The following is a 26,132-nucleotide window of genomic DNA, read 5'->3' as shown; positions in this document are numbered from 1 at the left end:
AAAAGAAAGTGCGCTTTTCCAGAGGTATTTTTAGTTTTTCTTTTATTGAAAAACTAAAACCACATGAATTTTTCTAAATTTTCTCCAAGGCTTCAAAAATTCTTAACGAAAAATTCATGCTATACTGCGGAAAAGAAGAAAACAGCTTTTAAATTTTATATCGAACTCAGGCTTAGAAGGCCTGTTAATTATAACAGGTTTTATAGTTGTACAACTAAAGCACAGTTGGCAAAAGGGATTAAAAAAGTTAATTAGATAGAAATGATCATACTTAGCGGACAATATCAATTCGTGAACTCACTACATTTTCTAATAAATTTGTATTTACAATAGGTTGTGTTAAAATGTATCTCACATCCGTAAAATCTATGACATAATCAACCGTGCCGTTGCCAGCCGCATCAACGAGACTAGAACTTTGGTCAAGTGCACTTGATATGTGTTTAATCGTTTTAAGCGGATATTGTTCTCGTAAAAAAGCTTCTTGCGAGGAAATTGCATACTTATGTGCAGCATCAAATTCCTGTTGTGTTGCCACATTGCGTAAAGTATCGTAATTATGATAGTGAAATCGTTCTACTATAAAATGAAGAAACGAACTTCTAAACAAATCTGCAGACATCGCAAACATATCATCAACATCTACTTCTCCAGAATTATAATTATCGATAAAAGCGTTATTACTTGCATTAACCAAACGTAAAGTAACCGTTTGCGGACTTATTACGGCTTCCTCAATTCGTTTGTCATATTCACCAATAGGAATTTGAACTAAGTTTTTTAGTTGCAAAAAATTTGCACTGTCCAATTCAAACTTCATATTTGAGCCATCATTTATCTTTTGAACGAATGCTTGTCTTTCTGGTGCAGTAACACCATCTATTTTTAGTTTTCGCTGCATTGTTGAAGATTCAGCAGCTTTTGCGCCTTTATATTTTGAAATGGTTTCACCTTTAGCAGCTTTCTTTCCAAAAGTATCCGCTTCATGTTCTAAACTTTTATAATCATTAACAGCCACGCCTTTTTGCAGAACTTTCGTAGGTTTTACAACACCAGCGCGTTGTTGTGCAACGTGTGTAAACTCATGCCCTATTAAATTTTGCCCTTTAGAAGAACTTGGATTGAATTCGCCCGGCGCAAAGTGAACGTGTTCGCCTTGTGTGTATGCATGTGCGTTCATTTGAACAGCTTTCTGAGAATTGGTATGAATAGCAACATTTGAAAAATCTTGTCCGAGTGAAGTTTCTAGATTTGATTGCAATTTAGTAGGTAAACGACTGTGTTGTTTTGTTGAAGTTTGTGGCGGCGTAAAACTATCTTGTGCGCCTCTTGATTTTATGAATGATTGCCTTTCTTTTCGTTGAATGATATTTTGAGTACCTTTTTCTTCATTACTATTCAACTTGATTTTTTTCATAAATACATTATATATAAAGCTAAGATTACTTCGCTAAGATTTTTGTCACAAGCATACACCAATTATCTTTTCTGTCTTGAACGTCTTTGTCAATATCAAATCGCGCTTCATACGCTGAGAAAAACAACTTTTCATCTTTCACTTCACAAACATAGGTTGGAATTGTTCTTTCAATAGCGATCACAATAATTTTGTGTGTGTTACTTTCTGTAACTAATTCAATCAAGTAGTTTTCAAAACGAATTTCTTTTGCTGTTTCGTTCTCACCAGCAACCAAACGCTTATGCAGCAGCATTTGTCTTCCTTTTTCTTGAATCAATGTGGTTAGCATTGAAAATGTATCTATATCAAAACATGTTGCTTTTTCCATTCGTTCACAATTGTAATTAAATATAATAAATAAAAGTAAAATTTTGTATTTCATCTTTACAGTTTTCAAACTTTTAAGATAATTAATGTAAGTTATTTTTTATTTACCACGGTGGCGGCGAATAAAAAAGAGTTCCTGAAATTGCCGTAATCGGAATTCTTTGAATAGAACTAATTCCGTTAGGTTTTGTCCATAAACTTATGACTTCATCTCCTCCAATATACACTGCTACATGCGCAGGAACTGAAAGATCTGGTATCATATAAAATATTAAATCGCCAACAGCAGGTCTATTTGACGCATCAGAACTATCAAGTTCTGGAAGCGACGTTGAATAGTTTAACTGCGCCCATAGTTTAGGTACAGGACTCACAGTTGCTTTTGGTATAGCGCCTGCACTTACATAATAACTTCGAATCCAATTGGCATCTATTCTATTTGCCAAATACGCAGCATATAAAATACTTTCCCAACAGTTCATATTTGCTAATACTGGTAATTTTCCATTTCCATTATTCAGTACAAAATAAGAATAGAAGTCTGTATTTGGTGGATTTGCCCAATTTTGTGATCCTACCAGTAATTCAGAAATAATAGTTGAAGCTTCAACTCCTGATACTTTTTCACGAATCAATTTTAAAACAGAGTTTTTGACAACAGCAACACTACGTTCAGCCACAGGAGCCGCTCTTATCAAGTCAATAATAGCTGCAACACTTATAGCATCAGCTTTCAATGCCGTTTTAAGGTCTTTTGTTAGCGTAAATTGTGCCACTGCACTCTGTTGTTGTTCAGGAGAAAGCGCACTAGTAAGATTTTCTGATAAATTGTTATCGCTCTTTTTTCCCTGCATTGTAGATGCAGATGAAGCTTTTGCGCCTCTATATTTTGAAACGATTTCACCTTTTACAGCTTTGCTACCCATACTATCTGCTTCACGTTCCAAACTTTGATTGTCGTTGATAGCCACTCCTTTTTGCAACACTTTAGTAGGTTTTACAACACCAGCACGTTGTTGTGCAACATGTGTAAACTCATGCCCTATTAAGTTTTGCCCTTTGGAAGAATTTGGATTGAATTCGCCTGGTGCAAAATGCACATTTTCACCTTGTGTATAGGCGCGCGCGTTCATTTGAGTTGCTTTCTGAGAATTGGTATGTATAGCAACATTTGAAAAATCTTGACCAAGGGAAGTCTCCATATTCGATTGCAATGCATTTGGCAAGCCTTTCTGTTGTGTTGGTGGCGTAAAACTATCTTGTGCTCCTTTAGGTTTTACAAACGATTTTCCTTCTTTTCGTTGAATGATTTGATGCACGCCTTTCTCTTCGTTAGAATTTATTTTTTTTCCTTTCATGAGATGCTTTTTAGGTGTTGCAATAAAAAACAACAACGATAAAGTGTATTGATTTATTGAGACTTAGCTTTTGGTTTTATATTCAATTGTAGCTTCTGGAATCATATAGATACCTTGCAATTGAACTTTTCGTTCTTGTAAGTTGTTTTCAATCCATTCAGCGTTTAATTCCATTTTTTCAAAATCTTTCCAAATACGCTTATCGCTTGCGCAACTGTACTTTTTGCATACTTTCGGACGATCGTTATAAATAGAGCAACATTGTTTCTTTTCGTTTAAATGTGTGCAATATCCTGTTGACTTTTGCCGAATGTAATACGGTTGTCCCAAATCCCACTTTGATTTCCCGCCTTCTATTTCATCTACTGAAAGCGCAAAATTGAGTTTGCAACACACACCTTTACATATATGCATGCGTTCCTCGCAGTTTACGGGAACAAAATCATCTTTCGTTTCTTCTTCATCAACTCTAATGGCAATTCCTGCATGAAAATGTTCTTTTCGTTGAACGGTTTCTATTCGTACTTTTTGAACGACTTCTTCAAGTTTTTCTTTCTGTACTTTTCCATCGTCGATTAATGTATCAATTAAGCCATATAAGAACGATTCTATTTCGTTGATACGTTCTGCTTGATTACTAAGAGAACTGTGTGTAAAATAACCTGAACGTTCTAGTTGGCGTTCCAACTCTTGTACTATTTCTTGGTCTTGATTTAATTCGTCCATAATTATTCGTTTGCTAAGATTTTTTTTAATCGTTCTATTTCGGCGTCTCTTTCATCAAAATCCTGATAAAACGTAAGTGGAATATTTTTAATTTTAGCGATGTAAAAAGCTGCGAAGTCTTTGATGCGGTATTGGTAATCATTTCCTATGGTAGCTTCTTCACTTCCTTCATAAAGAACTTTGCCTTCAATTTCTAATAATTTTACTAGATTAGAAATGGTAATCTCTCCATAACTAATAAGCTTTTCACCAAGATAACCAGCATTTTTATTGTTGTATAAAAAACCCCAAGAATTAGCAGAAATTCCTATAAAGTCGTCATCTTCCATATTCGTTTTCTCTAAAGCATAAACATACGCTTCACTGAGTTTGTTAGTATACTTTTTATCTAATTTAACTTCATAATATCGCAATGTTTCAGCAGCTAAAAAAGAACCTAATAAACTACTATTTGGTTGCTCAATTATGTTCTTAAGTTTTTCCTCATTAGCTCCGGAGTTCCATATTTTATTCTTAGGATTATCATAATACAATTGAAATAATCCCTTGAAACCTATAGCTATAAGTTCATGTTCAAGGGCGTTATCTAATAATTCGTTCATTTGTTTTGATTTATGTTGCGTACATGAGCATATTAGAAACAATAATATCATTATCTTAAATTTTTGCTGTACCATTATCTATAACTTGCGTCTTTATTAACTAAATTTTTATAAATATAACCTCTAATTAAATTGCCAGTCATTACTGCAGCTTGTCCATGTCTATTCAATACCATTCCTGCTTGCGTTTTATCTAATTGTACCTGCAACCAATTTGATGAATCATTTAATACTGTCAACGTAGCACCTCGAGGCACATCTGCTAAAATTTGCGAGTTTACTGATCTTCCTGTTCTCAAAGCTGCTAAAGGAGTATTATGTATTGTCCCTGTCCATTGTAATGGTAAATTTAAAGTTTCTGCTCCTGTAGAATCTTTGGCATCATTCCAAATTTTGGCTGCACGCATAAATTTGCCTGAAGGAACTCCATCATTAATTTTCTTAAATGGTAATAATTCATGTTTTCCTGCGGCATTAGTTTTCCAACCCCATTGCACTGAACCATAATAAGTTCCCGTTTGATTTCCTTTTGTTGCTAAAGCAGTTGTTTCAAATATTTGATGTGATTCTTTTGATGCACCTGATAAAGTTGGTTTATCAATTAAAATTGGATTTTTTGTTTTCTGAACTCCTTTGTCTTTGTAATGCCATCCTAAACTAGCATTTCCATGTGTATTAACGTCTTGTAAGTTTAGACTTGGTTGTGTGATAACTCCATAGATTGGATTATTATAGTCATCTGCCCTATCTATCATTGTACCACGCTCTGCTCCTTTAGATATTGCCCTATCTTCTCTACTTTTATTCCCATCTATATATGGGCGCGTTGCTCCAACTTTAGATTGAGCTGTTTGTGTAATCCCAATCAATTCTGCATCTGCGTTTGCGTTTGGTATAAATTTTAATTTAATATCTGCTCCTCTTACTCCTGATGCTGCAGGATAATTTATGCCTCTAGCTTTATCTTGGCGTAATTTATACTCATCAGTATCCCATGAACCTCCAAAAGTAGCTATAGCCATCTGAACCACATTACTCTTCGCTTGTGCCGTTCGCAACGAACTTCGCATTCCTAAACCAGCAGAACGATATTTTGAAACCGTTTCGCCTTTAGCAGCTTTACGCCCAAAACTATCAGCTTCACGTTCCAAACCTTGATTATCATTGATAGCCACACCTTTTTGCAGCACTTTTGTAGGTTTTACAACACCTGCACGTTGTTGCGCAACGTGTGTAAACTCATGTCCTATTAAGTCTTGTCCTTTGGAAGAACTCGGATTGAATTCGCCCGGTGCAAAATGAACATTTTCACCTTGTGTATAAGCCCGTGCGTTCATTTGAACTGCTTTCTGTGAATTGGTATGAATACCTACATTTGAAAAATCTTGCCCCAAGGAAGTCTCCATATTCGATTGCAATGCATTTGGCAACGCTTTATTTTGCTTTTGTTGTGTTGGAGGCGTAAAACTATCTTGTGCTCCTCTTGGCTTTACAAACGATTTCCCTTTTTTGCGTTGAATGATATTTTGATTCCCTTTTTCATCTTTTGCTTTTATTTTTTGATTTTTCATCCAAATACTACTTTTATATTCCACTGAAACTACAGAAATACAATGTACTGATATACTGTAAATTGTCATAGGGGAAAAACCCCGTATTTTAGGTTGACTATTTTATTATTAATCAATTTTCACGTTCTTTATATACTTATATAGAAACTATTCTCTTAAAACTATCCGTTGTGATTAAAATTGACAGACATAAAATAGCAAAACCTGATTTCTTTCATTCCAAAGATTATGAACGTTTGAAGCAAGAAATTAGTGAGTTTTATAAACTACACAAAAGTACACGTGCACAACGTACGTACAATGTTAGTTCCTTCTCTGATGAAGTAGTCAATAACTTAATGAAGTTGTTTGATCATAAATGTGGGTATTGTGAATCGCAATTAATCGCAAGAAAAATTGGATATGGATCCTACGTAAATCACTTTCGCCCAAGCAACAATTCACAAGGGTTTGATAGTAAAGAAATTGATCCAGATCATTATTGGTGGCTCACATACGAATGGGAAAACTTATATGCATGTTGCCATAATTGCAGTCGATTCAAATCGAACCTATTTCCAGTACAAGGAAAAAGAGCTGCTATTGAAACTGCGCATGAAGCCATTTCAGAGAAAGAAAATGCTTTTCTAATTGATCCATGTATCGATGATCCAAGTCAGTTTTTTACGTTTGATTTAAGCACATGCGAAATTATGCCGCTGAAAGAAGATAAACTGTCATTTTTTTCAAAAATAAAATTCTCTCCATTAATCGGGGAAATGGTCAAGCAAAAAGCCGAAGCTACGATTCAAATCTTAGGATTGAATCGGAAAGACTTGATTTACGAGCGTCAAAGTATTGCCAACGAAACCAAACGTGAAGTTGAAGGCTTGCGAAAAGGCGTTAAAAATTCGCATGCAATTGCCGAAGAATGGAATGAAGTATTGAAAGGAACTTCTAGAAAAGATCATCTCGCCTTCCGAAAAGCCTTGATTGATCATTACTTGGAAGACAAAGAAATATATGGCAAGCTTTCTGGGCTTACCGATCAAATACAATCGTATTACAATCAAGCTCAACAACAACAACAACAACAACAACAACAACAACAACAACAACAGTTACCAACAGAAAGTCCTGCTCCGCAAGAACAGGTAAAAGGTGGCAATAACATGTTTGAGTCGCTTCAATTTCCATTAAAAGACGATCTTGTTGATGGACTTACAAGAGATACAACGAAAGTGCCAAAAGTGGAAAAAGCTATTTTTAACGAAAAAGATGGTGAATTTTACGCAAGCATTCTCAAAAATATATATTTAGATAAAATTGTTCTAAAAAACTTTAAATGTTTCTCCGATTTAACACTTCAAATACCTGATTATGCAGAAGATACAAGTTCTGAACCTTGGTTGGTATTTTTAGGAGAAAACGGTGTTGGAAAAAGTTCGGTGCTAAAAGCCATCGCATTGGCTTTGATGGGACAAACTTATTTAGATGCTTTAGAAATTACTGTGGGCGATTTACTGAAATATGGAAAACGCAGCGGATCTATTCAAGTGTACGGAAAAGGAAAGGACGAATTTTTTGAGATTACCTTCAACAATAAGGATAATAAAATTATAGCCAATATTGAAAACCCACCTGCGTTTATTATTGGTTACGGTTCTACCCGATTGTTGCCGATTGGAAATTTGCAGCCTGAAAAAGATCATCCAAATTATTTAAAAGTAAAAAATCTATTTGATGCCTCTATTTCATTATCAAATGCAAAAGACTGGTTTTTAAACGCAGATCGAAAAACATTCAATCAAGTAGCGAAAACATTGAAGAGTTTGCTTTTGTTAGATGATTTAGATTCCATTCAGCGAAGCATTAAAAACGAACAAATTTTCATTAAATATGATAAAACAAAAGATAATGTAGACATTAATCATTTGAGCGACGGTTACAAGTCCATTTTTGCGATTGCCATTGATATGATTTATACCTTATCGAAAGAAAATGTAGTGTACGAATTGGCAGAAGGAATTGTACTGATTGACGAAATTGGCACACATTTGCATCCGCGATGGAAAATGGAAATAGTAGAACGCTTGCGCAAAACATTTCCGAAAATTCAATTTATTATTACTACACATGAACCGCTCTGTTTACGTGGTTTAAAAGAAAATGAAGTCGTGGTTTTAAAACGTGATGATGAAAATGCAATCATTGCTATTAGTGACTTGCCAAATCCGAGCAGTCTACGAATTGATCAATTATTAACGTCTGAATATTTTGGACTGAATAGCACGATGGATTCTAAAACGGAGAAAGAATTTGAACGGTATTATGAATTGCTTGCCATTGAAGAATCAAAACGGACAAAAGCAGAAAAGAATGAAATTACAGCATTGCAAAAAGTACTTCCGCAAAAGAAACGCTTAGGAAATGATGCGCGTGAAGATTTAATGTATCATGCTATTGATGAGTTGCTTGCGAAGAAAATGAAGAGTAAAAAACTCAAAATTGTAGACGAAAACATCAAAAAAGAAACGATAGATAAAGTACAAGATATTTGGAAAGCAATTTCCGCAAAAAATAAATTATGATTTTCATTGATAGAAATTTGGTTACTGCACCAAAGAAGTTGACTGATGAAAATGGTGCAGCAAAAAAAGAATTAGAAAAAGCAATCGAACACTTTACAGGTCCGGATAAGCATAAAACGTATAAAAACTTTAAAGTTTACCGTGATCCTTCTGTAAAGAAAGCATTGATTGAACTCTGCAAAAGCAAATGTGCCTATTGTGAAAGCACGTTTTTAAAAACCTATGTAGGTGATATTGAGCATTTCAGACCCAAAGGAGAAATTGAAGAACTGAAAGCTTCGGGCAATTCAAAACCTGGTTATTATTGGTTGGCAGCAGATTGGGATAACTTGTTATTATCGTGTCGAAACTGCAATCAAAAATCGAAACAATCAACGATAAATGTACAGGAAGCCAAAAGTATGGGAAAAATGAACCAATTTCCTGTATTTGATGAGCAAAAAAGAGCGCGATCGCATGAAGACGATTTAAAAAAGGAAGAAAAAGTACGCTTGTTGCTCAATCCGTGTGTGGAAAATCCTGAAAGTTACTTTAAATATGATATCAATTCAGGCGTAATCAAATCGCGAAAAAGAAAGAAGTTTTTAAAACAACGTGCGTTATCTTCTATCAAAGTTTTTGCCTTGCAGCGTGTTCCGTTAGTGCAAGATCGCGAGAAAAAAGCAATTCTCATCAGTGCACAAATGCAACGTGTTGAAGAAGCGATGTTTAATTATAATGATTTTTCACACGATCCTGTTCGCTCCAAACGATTTGCGAAAATTTTACATCGCGAAATGGAAGCTTTGCAAAGTTTTCTTAATCCTAATGAAGAATATTTGGGCTTAGCGCGACAAATGATCGGGAAGTTTATGAAGAAGAATTTCCAAGTAGATATTCATGCAGCTTGATTTCGACTGCGCTCAGTCAACTTTGTTTTGTCATTCAAATGAATGTAATGGAATAATGTGTTAATTTGAAAATTACAGTACGTCTTTGCGAGGAGTTTCGACGAAGCAATCTCATGCTTGCTGAACTATAAAAAGACTGCCACGTCACATACGTTTCTCGCAGTGACACATCTAATAAATCCAAGAAGTCTAAAATCAATTCATAATCCGCACCAACAACTCTTTCAACAAATCGCCATTAGGTAAATTACTTGCGCCAACACCTTTACTTTTTACGTCCATTTCGCGTAGTGTTGCGATAATGCCGCTTACTTTTTTCATTGGATAATTGCGTGCAGCAATTTGATATTCCTTCACAAAAAACGGATTGATTCTAAGAATGGAAGCCACATTTCGCGGTGTTTGATCAATTAATCCGTGATATTGTAATAATTGTGAGAAGAAATTAAACAACAACGAAACCGTCACCACCGTAGGATTGTCTTTTGGGTTATCAGCAAAATACTTGATAATCTGGAATGCTTTGGTAATGTCTCTATCTCCAATGGCTTTGCGCAGTTCAAAGTTGTTATAATCTTTACTAATCCCGATGTTTTCCTCAATCAGAATTGGCGTGATTTCACTTCCTTTTGGTAAAATAAGCTGTAATTTTTCGAGTTCGTTATTAATCTTACTCAAATTCGTTCCTAAGAACTCAACCAGCATTTGTGCGGCTTTTGGCGTGATATTGTATTTTTTTCCAGCCAAGACTCTACGAATCCAATCTGCAACCTGATTTTCATACAATTTCTTGCTTTCGTACATGACGCCATTTTTCGCCGTGGCTTTGTACAATTTCTTGTTTTTGGCAATCTTTTTATATTTATAACAAATCACCAAAACCGTAGAAGGCTGCGGATTTTCAATATAGTCAACTAATTTGTCAATCGTGCGCGACAAATCTTGTGCTTCTTTCACAATTACAACTTGTCGTTCCGCCATCATTGGATAGCGTTTTGCATTGGAAACAATATCATCAATTGTGACATCGCGACCGTACAACACCATTTGATTGAAACTTTTTTCTTCTTCTGCCAGTACATTATCTTCAATATAATCGGCAATTTTATCAATATAATAGGCTTCTTCCCCCATTAAAAAATAAATAGGTTTGATGTTTCCTTTCTGTATATCGATGACAATCTGTTTAGCTTCTTCCATTGTTCAGACAAATGCGGAATTGTATTGGTTTTCGATGCACGAATCGTTAGTTTTGTGCTTATGGAACCTTTGAATTTTCCAAAATATACTTTCCGCTTCAAAAATAGGGAAAATAAAATCTATATTTTTGATGCGATTCGGAAAAAGTTTGTAGTCTTAACTCCTGAAGAATGGGTTCGGCAACATACGGTACAATTTCTTATGCAAGAGAAAAACTATCCGATAAGCTTGATTAATGTTGAGAAAGAACTCATATTCAACGATTTAAAGAAACGATATGACATTGTAATTTTCAACTCGGACGGAAGTATTTTTTTAGTCGTTGAATGTAAACGAAGTGCGATTGCGATTAAACAAAATACATTTGATCAAATTGCACGCTATAATATGGTATTGGAAGCGCAATATTTAATGGTGACTAACGGTTTGAATCATTATTATTGCACGATGGATTACGAAGCGAAACAGTATCATTTTTTGAGAGAGTTGCCAGAGTATAAGACAAGTTAGACTTGTTAGACTTGTTAGACGAAAATACTTTTACATTTAAAATTCAACATTTATAATTTATAATTTACAACATGAACATTGCCATTGTCATTCTAAATTGGAACGGAAAGAAGCTGTTAGAACAGTTTTTACCGAGCGTGATTGCATTTTCGCAAGAAGCAACAATTTATGTGGCGGACAATGCTTCGAGTGATGCTTCTGTAAGCTATGTTCGGACACATTTCCCAGAAGTTATTATTATTCAGAATGAAAAAAATGGTGGATACGCCAAAGGATATAATGACGCGTTGCCAAGTATAGATGAAGCAATTTTCTGTTTGCTAAATTCAGATATTGAAGTCACAGAAAACTGGCTCGCTCCTATTCGATCGGAATTTGAATCGAATTCAAAAACAGCAATTATTCAGCCGAAAATTCTAGATTTTAAGCAAAAAACACATTTTGAATATGCAGGCGCAGCTGGTGGTTTTATTGATAAATACGGTTATCCATTTTGTCGCGGACGTATTTTTCACACTTTAGAAGAAGACAACGGACAATACAATGATTCGCTTCAAATTTTTTGGGCTTCTGGTGCGTGTTTGTTTATCCGAAAAGCTGTTTTTCAAAAATTAAACGGTTTTGATGAAGATTTTTTTGCGCATCAAGAGGAAATCGATTTGTGTTGGCGCGCATTTAATTTAGGGTATGAAACCAAATATATTTCAGAAAGTGTGGTGTATCATGTTGGTGGCGCAACTTTGGACAGTTTACATCCGAAGAAAACCTATTTAAACTTTCGGAATTCGTTGTGCATGCTTGCGAAGAATCTCCCGAAAGGAAAACTGTTTCCAATTATATTTTCGCGTCTAATTTTAGATGGAATTGCCGCAATTCAATTCTTAGTGCAATTGCGTTTCAAGCATTTTGCAGCTATTTTAAAGGCACATTTTCATTTTTACGCGCGCTTACCCAAAATGCTAAAAAAACGTGGGGAAACACAGCAAAAACAGTACTTTCAGCAGAAATCAATTGTGTTTTTATATTTTGTGAAAGGCAAGAAAACGTATAGTGAACTTTAAAAGTATCCTGTTTCTTTGCCACGAATTCACGAATATTTTTTGCACCAATTCTCAAAAACAAAGCATTTCTCGATACGCCAAATCGTAGATTTGTCACTCGAAATGACGACTCTTTTTCGTATAAAATTTAGAATTTTTAGTGTCCAAAAACGTCACTTCGAGTAATTTTCGAAGAAAATTGTATCGAGAAGTAGTTGATAACTTATAATCTACTTAAAAATAACTTTGAAATGATATTCAAATCAATACATGAAAGAAGCAATATCAAAGTAAGAATCCCGTTTACTACCGAATTAGATACAGTATTATCAATAAAAAGGGTTCCTTTTTGAATTGTTAAAAAAAGTTTTAATGATAGGTTTAAAACTTTGTTAATACTTGTAAATTGAATAGCATTTTTAATACTTTTGGGTAAAATTTAAAAAAACCGTTTTAATATATAAAAATAAGATTTATGAAGAAGATTCTATTATTGACAGTAACGCTGTCTGTTTTGTTATCATCTTGTGTTTCTAAAAAGGATTTTGCAGCTTTAGAAGCAAGACACAAGGAAACTAAAGATTTATTGAACTCCGCAACTGTTAAGTTGAACTCTTGTTTGGAAGAAAAAGCCTCTTCTACTGCAAGTGCAGAAGCACTAAGAGATCAAGTTGCAGATTTGAGAAAAGCCAATAATGATTTAAAAGAAAATAACCAGAGCTTGATTCAAAACTCTAGAGATATGACTGTTTTGACAACGAAAGGTGCTGAAAACCTTGAGAAGTCATTAGAGAGTATGAAAGAGAAAGATTTAAAAATTACACGTTTGCAAGACGCACTTAATAAAAAAGATAGTGTAACACTTGCTATTGTTTCTAGCTTGAAGAAAGCCGTTGGAATTGACGATCCGGATATTGAGATTAATGTAGAAAAAGGTGTTGTATTTATTTCTATTGCTGATAAATTATTATTTAAAAGCGGAAGTTATAATGTAACAACAAGAGCGAAAGAAGTGTTAGCGAAAGTTGCGAAGGTTGTAAACAGCAAGCCAGATTTTGAATGCATGGTAGAAGGTCACACAGACAATGTTCCTTATAATAAAGGTGTGTTGATTGATAACTGGGATTTAAGTGTAAAAAGATCCACTTCTATTATTCGTGTATTGCAAGAATTGGGTGTAGATCCAGGGCAATTAATTGCAGCAGGAAGAAGTTTTTATGTACCATTGGTTGAAAATGATACAGCAACCAACAGAGCAACGAACAGACGTACACGTATTGTGGTATTGCCTAAAATTGATCAGTTCTACGACATGATTGAAAAAGAAATGAAAACACTTTCTGCGGAAGGAAAATAAGATCATTTTAAAATATATTAAAAGAGCGTTCAAGTTTAGTTTGAACGCTCTTTTTTTATGGATTATATTGGGCATAGCTCAAGTAAAACCAAAGAAATATTTACACATACAGGGATTGAAAACATTAAAAACTCAATTGATAATTTTGATTTTGATTAGGAAAAGAGTAGCTTAGATTTCAATGAGAAACTTAACTATAAAAAAGTTTGGTTATAGTAGAAATATACGGAATTCCGTATATACATAAGTTGGCAAACATTTGATGAAATATATAGTCTATAAAAATAATATTGATAAAGGTGGTGGCTCTTGCTCATCCGAATCTGAATTAACTGTTTATTTAAACTCTCTGATTCAAAAATTTAATCATAGATATAATAAAAATATTGGCTTTTTTTCTGATGAATTACTCGAAGGAGAAAGTCTAATTATAGCCAAAAATATAATAGAATCGGAATTGACTGACCTAATCGAAAACTATCATATTGATTCCGACCCAAACGGATTTGGAAGAAGTGCGCTTAAAGTAAATATATTAGGGAAAGAAAGAATTTTAGATCATTTTAGATGTAAACTTGACCAAATAATTTACTCACTTGATGGCTTACTTGGATTTTTTAATCGAACTATAGAAAAAAACGGAAAAGTTTCAATTTACGGACTTGGACATATTGATGTATTGGATTGTAATCTAATTTGGGAATTGAAAAAAATAATACGAGAAACTGGACATTGTACTGTAAAAAATCTAAAGAAAGAAATCGAATATATTTTCCACATTGATGGATTAATCAAGCGAAAACCTGATATCATAAACGAACGTTTAAAAAAGTTGGATAAATATAATTATTTAATAATATCGGATGATACGATTGAAACAACAGAAAAAGGAAAAGTGGTTGATGTTTGGACAAACTTTATTGAAAAGACCGTAACTATAGAAAAAGAAGAATTAAAAAAACGATTTGCCAACAATGGTAACCGTTGCGCAAGCCCATAATTTTATAAAAAACGAGACATTCTTAGCGCTTTTAAGGATGTCTTTCTTTTGAGTTTTAGCATTAATCAATATTAATAAGCCACTTCTTCTAAAAATCCAACAAGTCTAACAATCTAAGCAGTCCAAAAAAGTCTAAGAGATTCCTGCCTTCGCGGGAACGAGTCTACAAAGAAATACTCTGCGGATGTTGAATTCGATTTTCGGGATCGAGTTGTTGTTTTATTTTTTTTAATTCGGGAAGATACTTTCCGTAATACGAAGTTTCAAAGTCTTTGAAATTGATATCAGGATAGTTTCGGTAATGCGCTCGGATTCCGTGTTTGTAAAAACGATCTTGCACTTCTTGAAACGCTTCTAGCCTACTCGCTTCTTGTGATGGTTTGTCCCAATAGGATTGCAATTCCGATAAGTACGGATAGCTTCTGTGTGGAAATACTGAACGTTTTTCCAAAGAAGATGAATTGATGTTGCCACCAAGCGTATTCACTTGATAAATTAAGCCGCGAGACGAGATTACTTTAGAAATTACATCGTCTATGCAACCTTCAATTTGAGCGAAATCTTTGTACAATCCCGCGCAAGCGTTTTTAAAATATATTGGATGCTGTACGCCGTAAAACGTTCGCAATGCTTTGGCTAATGGTCTTTTACTTCCAATCGTAGCTTTATCCGAAATTTCTTTGAGTGCGTTGTACATGTCAAGTACACCTTTGTTATCGTCTGCATAATTGGTTATGAGAACGGTCAATGTTTTTCCGTTGAGTACAAAAGCTGCAAAAGCCGTAGTTGGCAAGTTTTTGGAATGTGTAAACCAAGTTTCTAGCAATTTTTTAGCTCTGGAAGTTGTGAGTTTATACGCTTTACAACGATATGCTTGAAAGAATTTTGGTGCTTGATAGGTTCTAAATTTCATTTTGGTTACAATTCCAAAGTTTCCGTTTCCGCCACCTTTACAGGCTTTTAATATAGCCGATGTTCCACTTTCGTGATGAATGTTTCCTTTTCCATCAACTAAGGTAATTTCTTGTAAGCTATCGCAGGTTAATCCATATTTTCGACTGAAAAAACCATAACCGCCACCTAAAGTCAATCCGGCTATTCCAACCGTAGCACACGACCCTGAAGGCAGAATGCGTTGTTTTGGCAACATTTCATTGTACAATTCTTTTAAAATACAACCTGTTTCTACGGTCAAACTATGATCTGGATTCCAGTCCATTTTTTTCATCTCAGCAAGATCAATCACCAAACCGTCGTTGGTACTAGAGAAGCCTTCAAAACTGTGTCCGCCACTTTTTACAACGACTTTTAAGTCTTTAAAGTTTGCAAATTGCATTGCAGCGACAACTCCTTCTGTATTGAAACATTGTGCAATATACGTTGGCGCTTGCTGAATGCGTTTGTTGAACCGAATCGTTAAGTCTTGATATTCAGCGTCCGCCTTTTGGTAGATTTTTATATTTTCTGGAAGCAATTCGGGCATTGTTGGCACTGCTTCTTTTTCAGGAGTAACGCCTTTTTCCTGTTTTTTATCATCGGCACATGAAAAAACCGTATAACCGATTCCACCCAACATCATTAGTTTAGCAAAGTCTCTACGATTATAGTTTGACATTAGCGATAAATTTTTCGTTCGTTCAACGCTTTGTGATATTTTCGTGCATTTACTTCATGTTGACGATTCGTTTTCGCAAAGTTAGAATAGCCTGAAAAGTCTTCTTTCGCACAGAAAAATATATAGTCATGTTTTTCATAATTCAACACGGCATCAATGTATTGCACCGATGGAATGTAGATTGGTCCTGGCGGCAATCCAAGATTTTTATAGGTATTGTATGGCGAATCGAGTTCTTTGTCCTTGTTTAAAATTCTTTTGATTTCAAAATCGCCCAAAACCCACTTTAGTGTTGGATCGGCATCTAACGGAATTCCTCTTCTGATTCTGTTTACGTATACACCTGCAATTTTTGGCGCTTCGTCCATTTTGATCGTTTCACAAACTACAATGGAAGCCAAAACAGAAACTTCTGTTTGCGACATGTTGAGCGCTTTTGCTTTTGCTTTGCGATCTGCTGTCCAAAAACGTTTGTATTCTTTGGCAAGTTTGGCAATTAAATCATCCGCAGAAATGTCCCAATATACATTGTATGTATTCGGAATAAACATGGTGTTTATGGTCGTTGGCGTGAATCCGAACTGGCTTGTGTATTTTTCGTCAGTAATTCGTTTTAGAATATCGTCCGCTGTCAATTCAATAGTAACAGCGATTTTTTCAGCTAATTCTTTTTTTGTTCGTGCATTGTTGAACGTTACTTGCGTTTCTTTTTCGCCGTTTCCTTTGCGTAAATCTTCTAGTATTTTGCTATATGCAACATTTTTTGGGAACATATATTTTCCAGCTTCTAAGGTTTCTTGTTTTAAATTTCGGAACGCTGCATATTCTTGAAATTTTTCAACATCATCCACAATTCCTTGTACTTTCAAGCTATTCAATACTTCTGCAAAAGTTGCTTCTGACGGTACGTAAAACGTGGTTTCTTTAGTGATAGAAGTCGTTTTATTTCCGTAGAAATACATAGATGCTTTCGGGTAGAAATAAATTCCGACAACAATAGCTGCAACAAGAATGATAACTCCAATTATTTTTAAACTCTTCATAAGTATTTACAAATCAATTTTAAAGAATGATATCTATATCTCCTTTTCCTTCACGAATAATTTCGGGTTCATCGCCAGATAAGTCTATAATTGTAGAAGCGATATTATCTCCATATCCGCCATCAATGACAGCATCGACTAGGTTGTCCCACTTTTCCAAAATCAACTCTGGATCGGTTGTATATTCTACAATATCATCTTCGTCATAAATAGAAGTTGATACGATAGGATTTCCTAATTCGCGGACAATCATGCGTGCAATATCATTATCTGGCACACGAATTCCGACTGTTTTTTTCTTTTTGAAAACTTTTGGCAGATTGTTATTTCCTTCAAGAATAAACGTATACGGACCTGGCAATGCTTTTTTGAGAATTTTGTAGGTTGCCGTATCAATTTGACGAATGTAATCGCTAATATGGCTTAAATCGTTACAGATGAATGAAAAGTTTGCTTTTTCAAGTTTGATACCTTTTATTCTCGCAATACGTTCCAATGCCTTATTGCTGGTAATATCACAACCCAAACCATAAACAGTATCCGTAGGATAAATAATCAATCCACCTTTGCGGAGAATGTCCACAACTTTCTTGATTTCCTTCGGATTCGGATTTTCGTTATATATTTTGATAAATTCGGCCATACCTTGCGCTTATCTTCAGCTTCACAAAAGTAATCGATTTTTATTAAAAAAACGCATTGTCAAATTAATCTGTAACTGTGTATTTAAAAATACTAGTAAATATCAACTTAATTCACTGAATGTAAACTCTTTTGCTTGAAATTAATTAAAAAATATTTTAAGTCAATATTAAGAGTTTTGCATACTTTTTTTAGGATATTGCGTTTTCTATTACAATTAATCATACGTCATGAAAAAATTCGTTTACACTGGTATTTTAAGTCTTTTTATTTTATTGAATTACGCTTGTAGTTCAGAAGATTCGGATTTTAATATCACACCATCAGATCCTACATCTTCAACTGTTACAGCAGCTACTTTGTTAAATGTTTCGTACGGTTCAGATACTGATCAGGTATACGATATTTATTTACCACAAAATAGAACACTTGCAACAAAAGTAATGATTTTGATACATGGCGGCGGTTGGACATCTGGCGATAAGGCTGATATGGCTAATTTTGTAGAGTTGATACAACAAGAGTTACCAACATACGCAATTGTAAATATTAATTATAGATTGGCAAACGACACTACTTCACCGTTTCCAATGCAATTGGACGATATTACAAGCATTATTAATGATTTGAAAACCAGAAATGAAGAATATATTATTTCGGAAAGTTATGGTTTTCTTGGTACAAGTGCTGGTGCACATTTATCGCTACTATGGAGTTATGACTACGATACACAATCCAATGTAAATATGGTGGCAAGTATTGTAGGTCCTACAAATTTAACGGATGAAGCGTATTTGAACAATGCAGATCCAACCATCCAAGCATATATAGATTTGCTTGGGCTAGATTTGGTACTTCCGTTTTTAGAACAATTCAGTCCGTATCATCAAGTAACGACTGCTGCACCTCCGACAGTTTTGTTTTATGGCGGACAAGATCCGTTGATTCCAAATTCGCAAGGAACGAGTTTAAGCGATCGCTTAACCAATTTAGGCGTTACACACGAGTTTACATTTTATCCAGAAGAAGGACATGGTTGGGGCGGACAAAACGCAATTGATACTTGGACAAAATTGAAAGCGTTTGTTGCAGAGCATCATTAATTTTTGGTTGCTCGTTGACTTTTCATATTAAAACATTCTTTTAAAATATTATTCATACATATTTTTTGTAAATATTACATATTGAGTCCATGCTTTCGCACCATTTTTTCAATGTCTTACATTTCGATATGAAGTGCTGGCAATATTATTTACTTCCTGAAATCAGGCTATGACTGTATAGTGCCTGCAAAACTACTTGGATCGTTTTTATAAACCTTGTTTATTCTATTATGCTCGCTATCTTGACTTACAAATTAAAACACTTATTTTAAGTTATTTACGAAGCTGTATTTATTAAAGAACTTAAATAAAAAAACAGGTATTTGTACGGGATATATTTTCTCCATAAACATCTAACTTTACTTAATTATTAAAGAGAGGTAAATTTATTTCATATTCATAAAGAAGTAAATCTGCTAAATTATTAATGAGAAACCAACTAAAACAAATGTTATGGTAGATATGACACCTACAAACAGTTTTATTCGGACGTTAACACAAACGCCAAAGTTAGCTACGGAATTAAGTCAAAACTTTACTCGATTAAAGAATACTAATGACGAAGTTATTAAATATTTGGGGTATCCTCAGATAATTTCTGACGATTTAAACAAACTTTATAAGGCTTTGTCCTTAACTAAAGATTTATTAACTATTGTTTCAGTTGTTCCAGAGGTAGGACAAGCAGCAAGTGCTTATAAAACCCTTGTGAATACAATGATGTTAGAAATTAAACCGGCCAAAGACGCTGCGGCTCGTTTAGCTAAAACAGTAAAACCACTGCACGATAATCTGCAAAAACTAGATCCTATTCTGGATAAAGGAATTGCTGCGGCAAATGAAGTTGCTAAAATTTCAGGTGCTTTTCTAACTCATTTTACAGAAATCGCTTCTTGTATTAACAGCTTACCAGAAGGTTCCGTAAAAGAAACTGGTCAAAATTACTTGAATACGTTTTCAAGTAAAACTGAGCCAGGAACCGTTAAGCTTAACAAAGCGATGAGCGATACTAACTCAGTAATTAATACACTTTATAATGAGTTGGCTAAAATAAAAGCTGCTTTAAACCCATTGCCAGCAATACTGAATGCTATCAACGATGTTTTCAAAGTACTGAATCCATTAATGGATATATTGAAAGAAGTAGAGCATGCATTAAAGACAATCGAAATTATGATTCCGTTACCATATCCACACATGGTAAGTCTATATGATATCTTTAATACGCTAGGAGAATTCCTTGATCTGGCTATGAAGCCAATTGAAGGTCTAATTAATGACTTATTGAATGCGTTACATATCAAATTGCCATCGATTCCAGGTTTAAGTGATTTAATTAATATCCATATTAATCTTCCAAGTATTCCAAACTTTGATGCATTAATTGCGGAAATCCTTAATGTATTGAAACAATTTGAAATTGATATAAAACTATTCGATTTAAGCTGTCCGCCTAAATAAAATTAGACAGATTTCATTACCCAACTTAAAAACAAAATAGTGTTTATAGATGGTGTTTGTTGAAATAAATAAATTGTCAGGATGCTGAGAAAGAAAATATTGCTTTTCCCGTTGGCTAATGTACTCGGTCATTTATCGAGAACATTAGCACTTGCGGAACAACTTTGTAAAGAAGGGCAAGATGTTTATGTCTCAGCTTCTGACTATTACGCGAATCTTTTCGAATTCGTAGACCCAAGAATAACGATACTTCCATCTATTGAAATGTATGCCGATGCAACCAAAAGTTTTGGACAAATTTCGTATGCAAAAGATGGTAATGTAAACGAATCAGCATTACTTGAAGCTTCAACACATCTTGAGACTCCAGAATTAGAAAGACGTGGTAAACTCCTAAAAAAAATTATTGATCGCGATACAGAAATTATTGAACATGTCTGTCCAGATGTCATTGTGCTAGATTATCATTACGCGCCGTTGTTGATTCCAAAAACGAAAGAGATTCCATTATTTTGCATCTCTCATAAAATAGGATATCCTACTTTGTGTCATCGTGTGCATGGTGAATATCCGTATCCATTGAATGAAAATACCATATTGGTCCCTGGCATAGATCGTTTTGAAAATTCGGAAATTGAACATGATTCAGATACTATAAAAAATAAATGGATGCTATGTGGTATGTTTTCCTGGGAAGGTTGGCAACAAATACAAAAAGTACCAGAGAAGAATGATATTTTTCTATTCTTTGGAAGTACTGGTTGTTCTGAAAAACTAACGCCTTGGTTCATTGATAAATTGCCATCCGATTACAAACTTTCGTATGTTGGTCAACAAAAAGATGATCAATTTTTGAATTTACGTTCTTATTTAAAACAAACCTCACTGGTTATTTGTCACGGAGGACATGAAACAGTAATGGAATGTATCAAGCAAAAAAAACCGATGATTATTATTCCTAATAATTTGGAACAACTTGAAATTGGTCGTAGAGTTGAAAAATTAAAACTAGGAGTCTTACTTACACAACCGTATCATACGATTGACATTAAAGCGCTCACAGACACTATTGAGGAGTTAACACATAATCAAGAGGTGAAATCTAATCTAGCATCGTTTGCGAACGATTTGGCGCAATGTGATGGAGCCAAAATTGCCGCAAATATTATTATGGCGAAACTGTATAATAAAGTAGCGGGAGAAATTATCGAAAAATAGTAACCAAAAACAATAATTGTTATGTTTTATGAAGTAAATGACGATTACCCATTTTTATTGGAAATAGAAAATCAATGGGAAGCTGTTTGGTCAGAAATTCAAAATCTGGGAAAAAAGCAGTATTCAGATTACGAGCACAGTAAAGACGGTGGATGGAAAATGATGCTGTTTATTATGCTCGATAAGTATAATGACGTATATGAAGAACAATGTCCACTTACGTTTGAATTATTAAGAAAAATACCTAACATCACCTTTGCGTCAGTATCCAAACTTTCAGGTTTTTCAAGCATTCATCCACACCATGAGTGGATAAAAGAGGATGATAAACTTTTATATAACAACGGTAACATGCATCGTGCACACTTAGGATTAAAAATCCCAAAAGATGCAGCTGCGTGCGCTATTCGTGTAGGCGATGAAACACGTTCGTGGACACCCGGAAAATTCTTGATGTTCAACGATACCATTGAACATGAAGTATGGAATAATACGGAGGAAGATCGTGTGGTGCTTGTATTAGATTTTATCAAAGTCGGTCAAACCATGTTAGAAAATGATCAAATTCAATTATTAAAAAAGAGAATGATCGATTTACACATGTAATACCAATCGGCTACTAATAACCTTTCACAACCATGAATAAAACCCTATTCGTATTTTCCAATGATTTTGGAGAGTTGGTATTGCTACGATTGCTCCTATTCAAACAGCCAGTTCATGTATATTTGGCATTGCCTGAACGTTTGTTTGAACACGTTGAATATCCGAATGCGACTAAATTTTTATATCATACAAGTGATGATTTAAAAAAAAATATTGGAGACATACAACCAGAGCAAGTACTCCTTTTTAGTGCCTATTTAATCGCGCCAAATAACATCCTAACTTTTCCTGAATTCTACAGTTTTCTAGACTATCTAGATGAAAAGAAAATTGCAGTATCAACCAGCGATCCATTCATGCGCTACTACGATCAACTAGACTACGACCCTGATTCTGTCGATTTTCGCTCTAAAGTAAGAGACAAATTAAAAGAACTCAGCGAACGTTTGACAGTTTATAGACATCTTTATTCGGTTCCAGTTCAATTTGATGGTGCTCCATGTCAGTCTTTCTCAAATCCTTTCAAGCGTGATGTAATCGTTCCATCGGATGATAGAAAGCAATGGACTTTTATCATGTCATCGGAAGAATTTTTGCTATTGCAAAACGGCAATGATGGAAGTTATCACAAGACATTAATTCCGCTATTTACCTCATTAGTTCAAAACCACAATATCAAAGTCAATTTGGTATTCCCAGAAGCTTTAAATGAAATATTAAAATTAAAACTAACTGCTATTCCTAATATTAATTACGTGAGTTATTGCAGTATGGCTGCTTTTGAAGATCTCATAGCCCAATCAGATTTAATGCTCTATTGGAATGTATTTTCTGCCTCAACATTGCTGTGCAGACTCTACAAAAAACCGACTGTTTTTCTAGGTCTTGGACACATGGAAACAATTTTTCCAGGTTTTTACAAATACATCAAATCGTCTTGGTTTCCAGAGAATGATCCAGAAATCATACCACTTGATGACGCTTCCATAGCTACACTCATAAAAAGTTTAGAATGCGATGACGAATCCATGAAAAACCCAAAACTTCACCAGCCATATTATGAATTAGACACTCCATTAGCAATTTTGTCTAACAAAACAGAAGCATTATGAAGGTCTTATTTATAACGTCAAATGATTTTGGCGAATTGAGTCTGGCAACTTTTTTCGCGCGCAATCAACCATTTCAAAGCATTTTTGTCGTACCAAAAAAAAGAGCAACCTATTTTGATGAAGTTGTTGATATCAAATATGTCTACTCTTCTATCACCGAACTGGAAAGAATTATAGAAAATGAAAAGCCAGATGTAATCTCACTCAATACGGGCTATTTAATAGTCAATGGTGGTTTAGCAACGATGGAGGAATTTCAATTATTTTATGAGTATTTAAAGAAATTAGGTTGCCCAATAATAACTACCGACCCTTTTGTTAGAGTGTACGATAGTTATCCTGAATGTTCTTTTGAACTTGATGGAAATCCATTGGTATCGCTAAAAAATGAAATGACTTTTCTCAGTGAATATTTAAAAGAATTACCACATATTTATGGGTTTCCATGTAAAAGCAATCTGGAAAATGCCTATTTATTTTATAATGACAAATATTGTTTAAAGGAAAAAAAACCACAGCACGACACTGAAAAAAAAGATCATTGGCTTTTTGTATTAGGCGAGCTTGATTCCACCTTACTATTCGTCAAACATGGCGAACTATTTATCAAGGAATTAGCCGAAAGATTAAAAGAAATTTGTCAAAACACAGAAAATCGTGTTCGCTGTGTATTTCCTGAAAATATAGCAAATATGCTGCGCGTACCTTTAGCTCCGCTTAAAAACTTACAAATATTAAATTTCTTAACCTTAGAAGAGTTTGAAACACTCGTTAGTGAATCGGATATCGTTTTTTATTGGAATGTGTTCTCAAACTCAATATTAATGTGTTATTATTATGATGTTCCTTTTTTATGTTTTGGAAAAGGACATATTGCCGATTTAAGTGAAGATTTATTTAACCACATGTCAGATGGAATTTATCGTAGCGGAAAACCTGAATTTATCGATTTTCTATCGCCACTTGAACCAAATCTTGACACACTATTAGAAAAACAGTATTCAAAAGAAAACCGTCGACGTATTCTAGATGAATACCATCGTTTACCAACACCACAAAGTATCGTAAAAGCACTTACCAATGATTGAACCAAAAATGAACATCACAAATGCTTATGAAGACTATCTTATAGATACGTCTGAGCAGGAATATTTCGATCTTTGCATGGGTTACGGCTCCGTATGTCTTGGGCATAATTTTCCTCCAGTGGTCAGTGCACAAGTAAAACAATTGAAAGCCTACACATCTCCCGGATTTATTGAATCGTCGGTATACGTACAAGCAAAAGAAGCTGTAGAAAAATATGTAGAAGGATACAATGTGCATGGTTTTTATCCTTCGGGTGCAAATGCAGTAGAAATTGCAGTAAAAATGGCAATGGCATCCAATGGCAAATCTAAAATTATCAGTTTTGCAAATAGCATGCATGGAAAAACCATATTTGCCAACAAGCTTGGTTTTGAATCCTGCCTTAAAGATGACAATCAAATCATCAGAATTCCATTTGTAGGCGAAAAAGAAGAAAGTGAAATTCTAGAAATCTGCGAAAATCACATGCGTGAAGGAACAATTTCGGCTGTTATTATTGAACCCATTCAAATGAGTGGTGGCGGTTTCAAAGCATCATCAAACTTTTACCAAAGTCTACAGGACTTGGCATCACGCTTTGGTGTGCTTCAAATTTATGATGAAATTCTCATAGGATTTCACCGAACTGGTTCTTCTTTCTTCTTTAAAACACACAATTTAAAACCTGATATTGTTTTGGGAGGAAAAGCAATGGGCAGTGGTTTTCCTATCGCTGTAGTTTTACAAGAAAAAACGTTTATCACTCCAGAAAAATTTCGCGGAGGCGGCACCTATTTCAATCATCCAATGGCTTGTGCATCTGTGATTGCAACATTAAAAGCATACGAACAACTTGATGTGGAAACATATATCACTGAAATTGAAAAATGTGTCTTGGAGCATTTGCCTGCAGCATCTTTAGCTGGTCAAGGTGCATTGTGGAATATTAATTTGGGTTCACAAAGCAATACAAAAGCTGTGGTGAAAGAACTCATGGCTAATAAAATAATAGTCAGCTTTTATGATCAATACATTCGATTTTTCCCTAGCTTTCTAGTGGATTTGTCAAAATTGACTGAAGCCTGTAAAATCGTTAAAAAATTCCTATGATAATTCATGTTGGTAATATAACCATGGAGCGTTTCTTGCCAGAACATACCGATAAGCTGTATGACTTGATTAATAGTCCTGAAGTTCGGAAAGGAATGCGAAATAGTGCTGTAATTCCGTATGAAAGTCATGTTTCGTGGGTGAAAGCAAACTTAATTGAAACCGAGAATACGCACCTTTTTATCGTAATAGACGAAGACAAAGCAAAAGGCGTTGTATTGATTAAAAATATTGCTGATGGCTCTGGAGAATTAGGAATCATGGTGAATGATATTCTTGGTGCCAGACGAACATTACTCACCAGTAAATTGGTCACAGGAATCCTCTATTATTGTTTTCATATATTAAATTTTGAAACCCTACACATTAGCATTATTCCTGAAAATATAAACTCGCTCACCATTGCAAAAAAGATTGGTGCCGATTATAAAAGTCAAGATGAAACCTATCAGCATTTTTTACTAAAAAAATCAAAGTATTTATCTTCTTCGCTCAATACATCGCTTATCAAACGCTATAAGCCAGTCTGTATTAAATAAAGCTA

The 26,132-nt window shown here is 34.5% G+C and carries 24 protein-coding genes; 14 read left to right on the top strand and 10 right to left on the bottom strand.

Annotation, left to right across the window (positions count from 1 at the left end):
• Window positions 1-271: 271 nt before the first annotated feature.
• From H2O64_RS16720 to H2O64_RS16695, 6 genes are all read right to left on the bottom strand, one after another.
• Window positions 272-1,417: an eCIS core domain-containing protein gene (locus H2O64_RS16720; protein ID WP_187563358.1), complete on the bottom strand. Its 1,146-nt coding sequence runs from the start codon at window positions 1,415-1,417 to the stop codon at window positions 272-274.
• Window positions 1,418-1,442: 25 nt separating this feature from the next.
• Entirely contained in the window at window positions 1,443-1,787 is a 345-nt protein-coding gene (locus H2O64_RS16715) for a hypothetical protein (protein ID WP_187563357.1), read from the bottom strand.
• A 103-nt stretch (window positions 1,788-1,890) separates the two neighbouring features.
• Window positions 1,891-3,144, bottom strand: coding sequence for an eCIS core domain-containing protein (locus H2O64_RS16710; RefSeq protein ID WP_187563356.1), 1,254 nt, complete (start codon window positions 3,142-3,144; stop codon window positions 1,891-1,893).
• 63 nt (window positions 3,145-3,207) lie between these two features.
• A complete protein-coding gene (locus H2O64_RS16705; protein ID WP_187563355.1) occupies window positions 3,208-3,870 on the bottom strand; it encodes a YkgJ family cysteine cluster protein in 663 nt (220 codons plus the stop codon).
• A 2-nt stretch (window positions 3,871-3,872) separates the two neighbouring features.
• Window positions 3,873-4,472, bottom strand: a complete 600-nt coding sequence (locus tag H2O64_RS16700) for a hypothetical protein (protein WP_187563354.1) — start codon at window positions 4,470-4,472, stop codon at window positions 3,873-3,875.
• Window positions 4,473-4,546: 74 nt separating this feature from the next.
• Window positions 4,547-6,043 carry an eCIS core domain-containing protein gene (locus H2O64_RS16695; protein ID WP_187563353.1) on the bottom strand — a complete coding sequence of 499 codons (1,497 nt, stop codon included), beginning with the start codon at window positions 6,041-6,043 and terminating at the stop codon, window positions 4,547-4,549.
• Between the two features lie 170 nt (window positions 6,044-6,213).
• On the opposite strand from H2O64_RS16695, the gene H2O64_RS24320 reads away from it, so the two are divergent.
• Window positions 6,214-8,613, top strand: a complete 2,400-nt coding sequence (locus tag H2O64_RS24320) for an AAA family ATPase (RefSeq protein ID WP_187563352.1) — start codon at window positions 6,214-6,216, stop codon at window positions 8,611-8,613.
• Window positions 8,610-9,503 (top strand): HNH endonuclease family protein, encoded by an 894-nt coding sequence (locus H2O64_RS16685; protein ID WP_187563351.1) that lies wholly within the window; start codon window positions 8,610-8,612, stop codon window positions 9,501-9,503. The genes H2O64_RS24320 and H2O64_RS16685 overlap by 4 nt, the downstream gene beginning before the upstream one ends.
• 195 nt (window positions 9,504-9,698) lie before the next feature.
• Here H2O64_RS16685 and holA read toward each other — a convergent pair whose 3' ends face one another.
• Window positions 9,699-10,703: a DNA polymerase III subunit delta gene (holA, locus tag H2O64_RS16680; protein WP_187563350.1), complete on the bottom strand. Its 1,005-nt coding sequence runs from the start codon at window positions 10,701-10,703 to the stop codon at window positions 9,699-9,701.
• Between the two features lie 60 nt (window positions 10,704-10,763).
• Here holA and H2O64_RS16675 point away from each other — a divergent pair, with 60 nt between their 5' ends.
• The 4 genes from H2O64_RS16675 to H2O64_RS16660 all read left to right on the top strand — a co-directional run bounded on the left by H2O64_RS16675 (window position 10,764) and on the right by H2O64_RS16660 (window position 14,610).
• Window positions 10,764-11,213, top strand: coding sequence for a type I restriction enzyme HsdR N-terminal domain-containing protein (locus tag H2O64_RS16675; protein ID WP_187563349.1), 450 nt, complete (start codon window positions 10,764-10,766; stop codon window positions 11,211-11,213).
• A 71-nt stretch (window positions 11,214-11,284) separates the two neighbouring features.
• Entirely contained in the window at window positions 11,285-12,274 is a 990-nt protein-coding gene (locus H2O64_RS16670; protein ID WP_187563348.1) for a glycosyltransferase family 2 protein, read from the top strand.
• Between the two features lie 454 nt (window positions 12,275-12,728).
• Complete coding sequence (locus tag H2O64_RS16665; RefSeq protein ID WP_187563347.1) at window positions 12,729-13,610, top strand: OmpA/MotB family protein; 882 nt, start codon at window positions 12,729-12,731, stop codon at window positions 13,608-13,610.
• 262 nt (window positions 13,611-13,872) lie between these two features.
• Window positions 13,873-14,610, top strand: coding sequence for a hypothetical protein (locus tag H2O64_RS16660; protein ID WP_187563346.1), 738 nt, complete (start codon window positions 13,873-13,875; stop codon window positions 14,608-14,610).
• 163 nt (window positions 14,611-14,773) lie between these two features.
• Here the strand turns inward: H2O64_RS16660 and H2O64_RS16655 are convergent, their stop codons facing one another.
• The 3 genes from H2O64_RS16655 to H2O64_RS16645 are packed head-to-tail and all read right to left on the bottom strand — an operon-like array spanning window position 14,774 to window position 17,911.
• Window positions 14,774-16,225, bottom strand: a complete 1,452-nt coding sequence (locus tag H2O64_RS16655; protein WP_187563345.1) for an FAD-dependent oxidoreductase — start codon at window positions 16,223-16,225, stop codon at window positions 14,774-14,776.
• A complete protein-coding gene (gene mltG, locus H2O64_RS16650) occupies window positions 16,225-17,268 on the bottom strand; it encodes an endolytic transglycosylase MltG (protein ID WP_187563344.1) in 1,044 nt (347 codons plus the stop codon). Before mltG ends, H2O64_RS16655 begins: the two co-directional genes overlap by 1 nt.
• A gap of 19 nt (window positions 17,269-17,287) precedes the next feature.
• A complete protein-coding gene (locus tag H2O64_RS16645) occupies window positions 17,288-17,911 on the bottom strand; it encodes an L-threonylcarbamoyladenylate synthase (RefSeq protein WP_187563343.1) in 624 nt (207 codons plus the stop codon).
• A gap of 229 nt (window positions 17,912-18,140) precedes the next feature.
• On the opposite strand from H2O64_RS16645, the gene H2O64_RS16640 reads away from it, so the two are divergent.
• The 8 genes from H2O64_RS16640 (at window position 18,141) to H2O64_RS16605 (ending at window position 26,127) form a co-directional block, all read left to right on the top strand.
• Window positions 18,141-19,013 carry an alpha/beta hydrolase gene (locus tag H2O64_RS16640; protein WP_187563342.1) on the top strand — a complete coding sequence of 291 codons (873 nt, stop codon included), beginning with the start codon at window positions 18,141-18,143 and terminating at the stop codon, window positions 19,011-19,013.
• Window positions 19,014-19,466: 453 nt separating this feature from the next.
• Window positions 19,467-20,474 carry a hypothetical protein gene (locus tag H2O64_RS16635; RefSeq protein ID WP_187563341.1) on the top strand — a complete coding sequence of 336 codons (1,008 nt, stop codon included), beginning with the start codon at window positions 19,467-19,469 and terminating at the stop codon, window positions 20,472-20,474.
• Window positions 20,475-20,555: 81 nt separating this feature from the next.
• Window positions 20,556-21,692, top strand: a complete 1,137-nt coding sequence (locus H2O64_RS16630) for a glycosyltransferase (RefSeq protein WP_187563340.1) — start codon at window positions 20,556-20,558, stop codon at window positions 21,690-21,692.
• 21 nt (window positions 21,693-21,713) lie between these two features.
• Window positions 21,714-22,298, top strand: a complete 585-nt coding sequence (locus H2O64_RS16625; protein WP_187563339.1) for an aspartyl/asparaginyl beta-hydroxylase domain-containing protein — start codon at window positions 21,714-21,716, stop codon at window positions 22,296-22,298.
• A gap of 32 nt (window positions 22,299-22,330) precedes the next feature.
• Window positions 22,331-23,410: a hypothetical protein gene (locus tag H2O64_RS16620; RefSeq protein WP_187563338.1), complete on the top strand. Its 1,080-nt coding sequence runs from the start codon at window positions 22,331-22,333 to the stop codon at window positions 23,408-23,410.
• A complete protein-coding gene (locus H2O64_RS16615) occupies window positions 23,407-24,498 on the top strand; it encodes a hypothetical protein (RefSeq protein ID WP_187563337.1) in 1,092 nt (363 codons plus the stop codon). The genes H2O64_RS16620 and H2O64_RS16615 overlap by 4 nt, the downstream gene beginning before the upstream one ends.
• Window positions 24,491-25,588 (top strand): aminotransferase class III-fold pyridoxal phosphate-dependent enzyme, encoded by a 1,098-nt coding sequence (locus H2O64_RS16610; protein ID WP_187563336.1) that lies wholly within the window; start codon window positions 24,491-24,493, stop codon window positions 25,586-25,588. The genes H2O64_RS16615 and H2O64_RS16610 overlap by 8 nt, the downstream gene beginning before the upstream one ends.
• The gene (locus H2O64_RS16605) at window positions 25,585-26,127 is read left to right on the top strand and encodes a GNAT family N-acetyltransferase (RefSeq protein WP_187563335.1); all 543 of its coding nucleotides are present in this window, start codon (window positions 25,585-25,587) and stop codon (window positions 26,125-26,127) included. The genes H2O64_RS16610 and H2O64_RS16605 overlap by 4 nt, the downstream gene beginning before the upstream one ends.
• Window positions 26,128-26,132: the final 5 nt, after the last annotated feature.

The sequence above is a fragment of the Kordia aestuariivivens genome, assembly GCF_014397005.1.
Classification (GTDB): Bacteria; Bacteroidota; Bacteroidia; order Flavobacteriales; family Flavobacteriaceae; genus Kordia; species Kordia aestuariivivens.
This window is presented reverse-complemented; position numbering and strand designations above follow the sequence as displayed.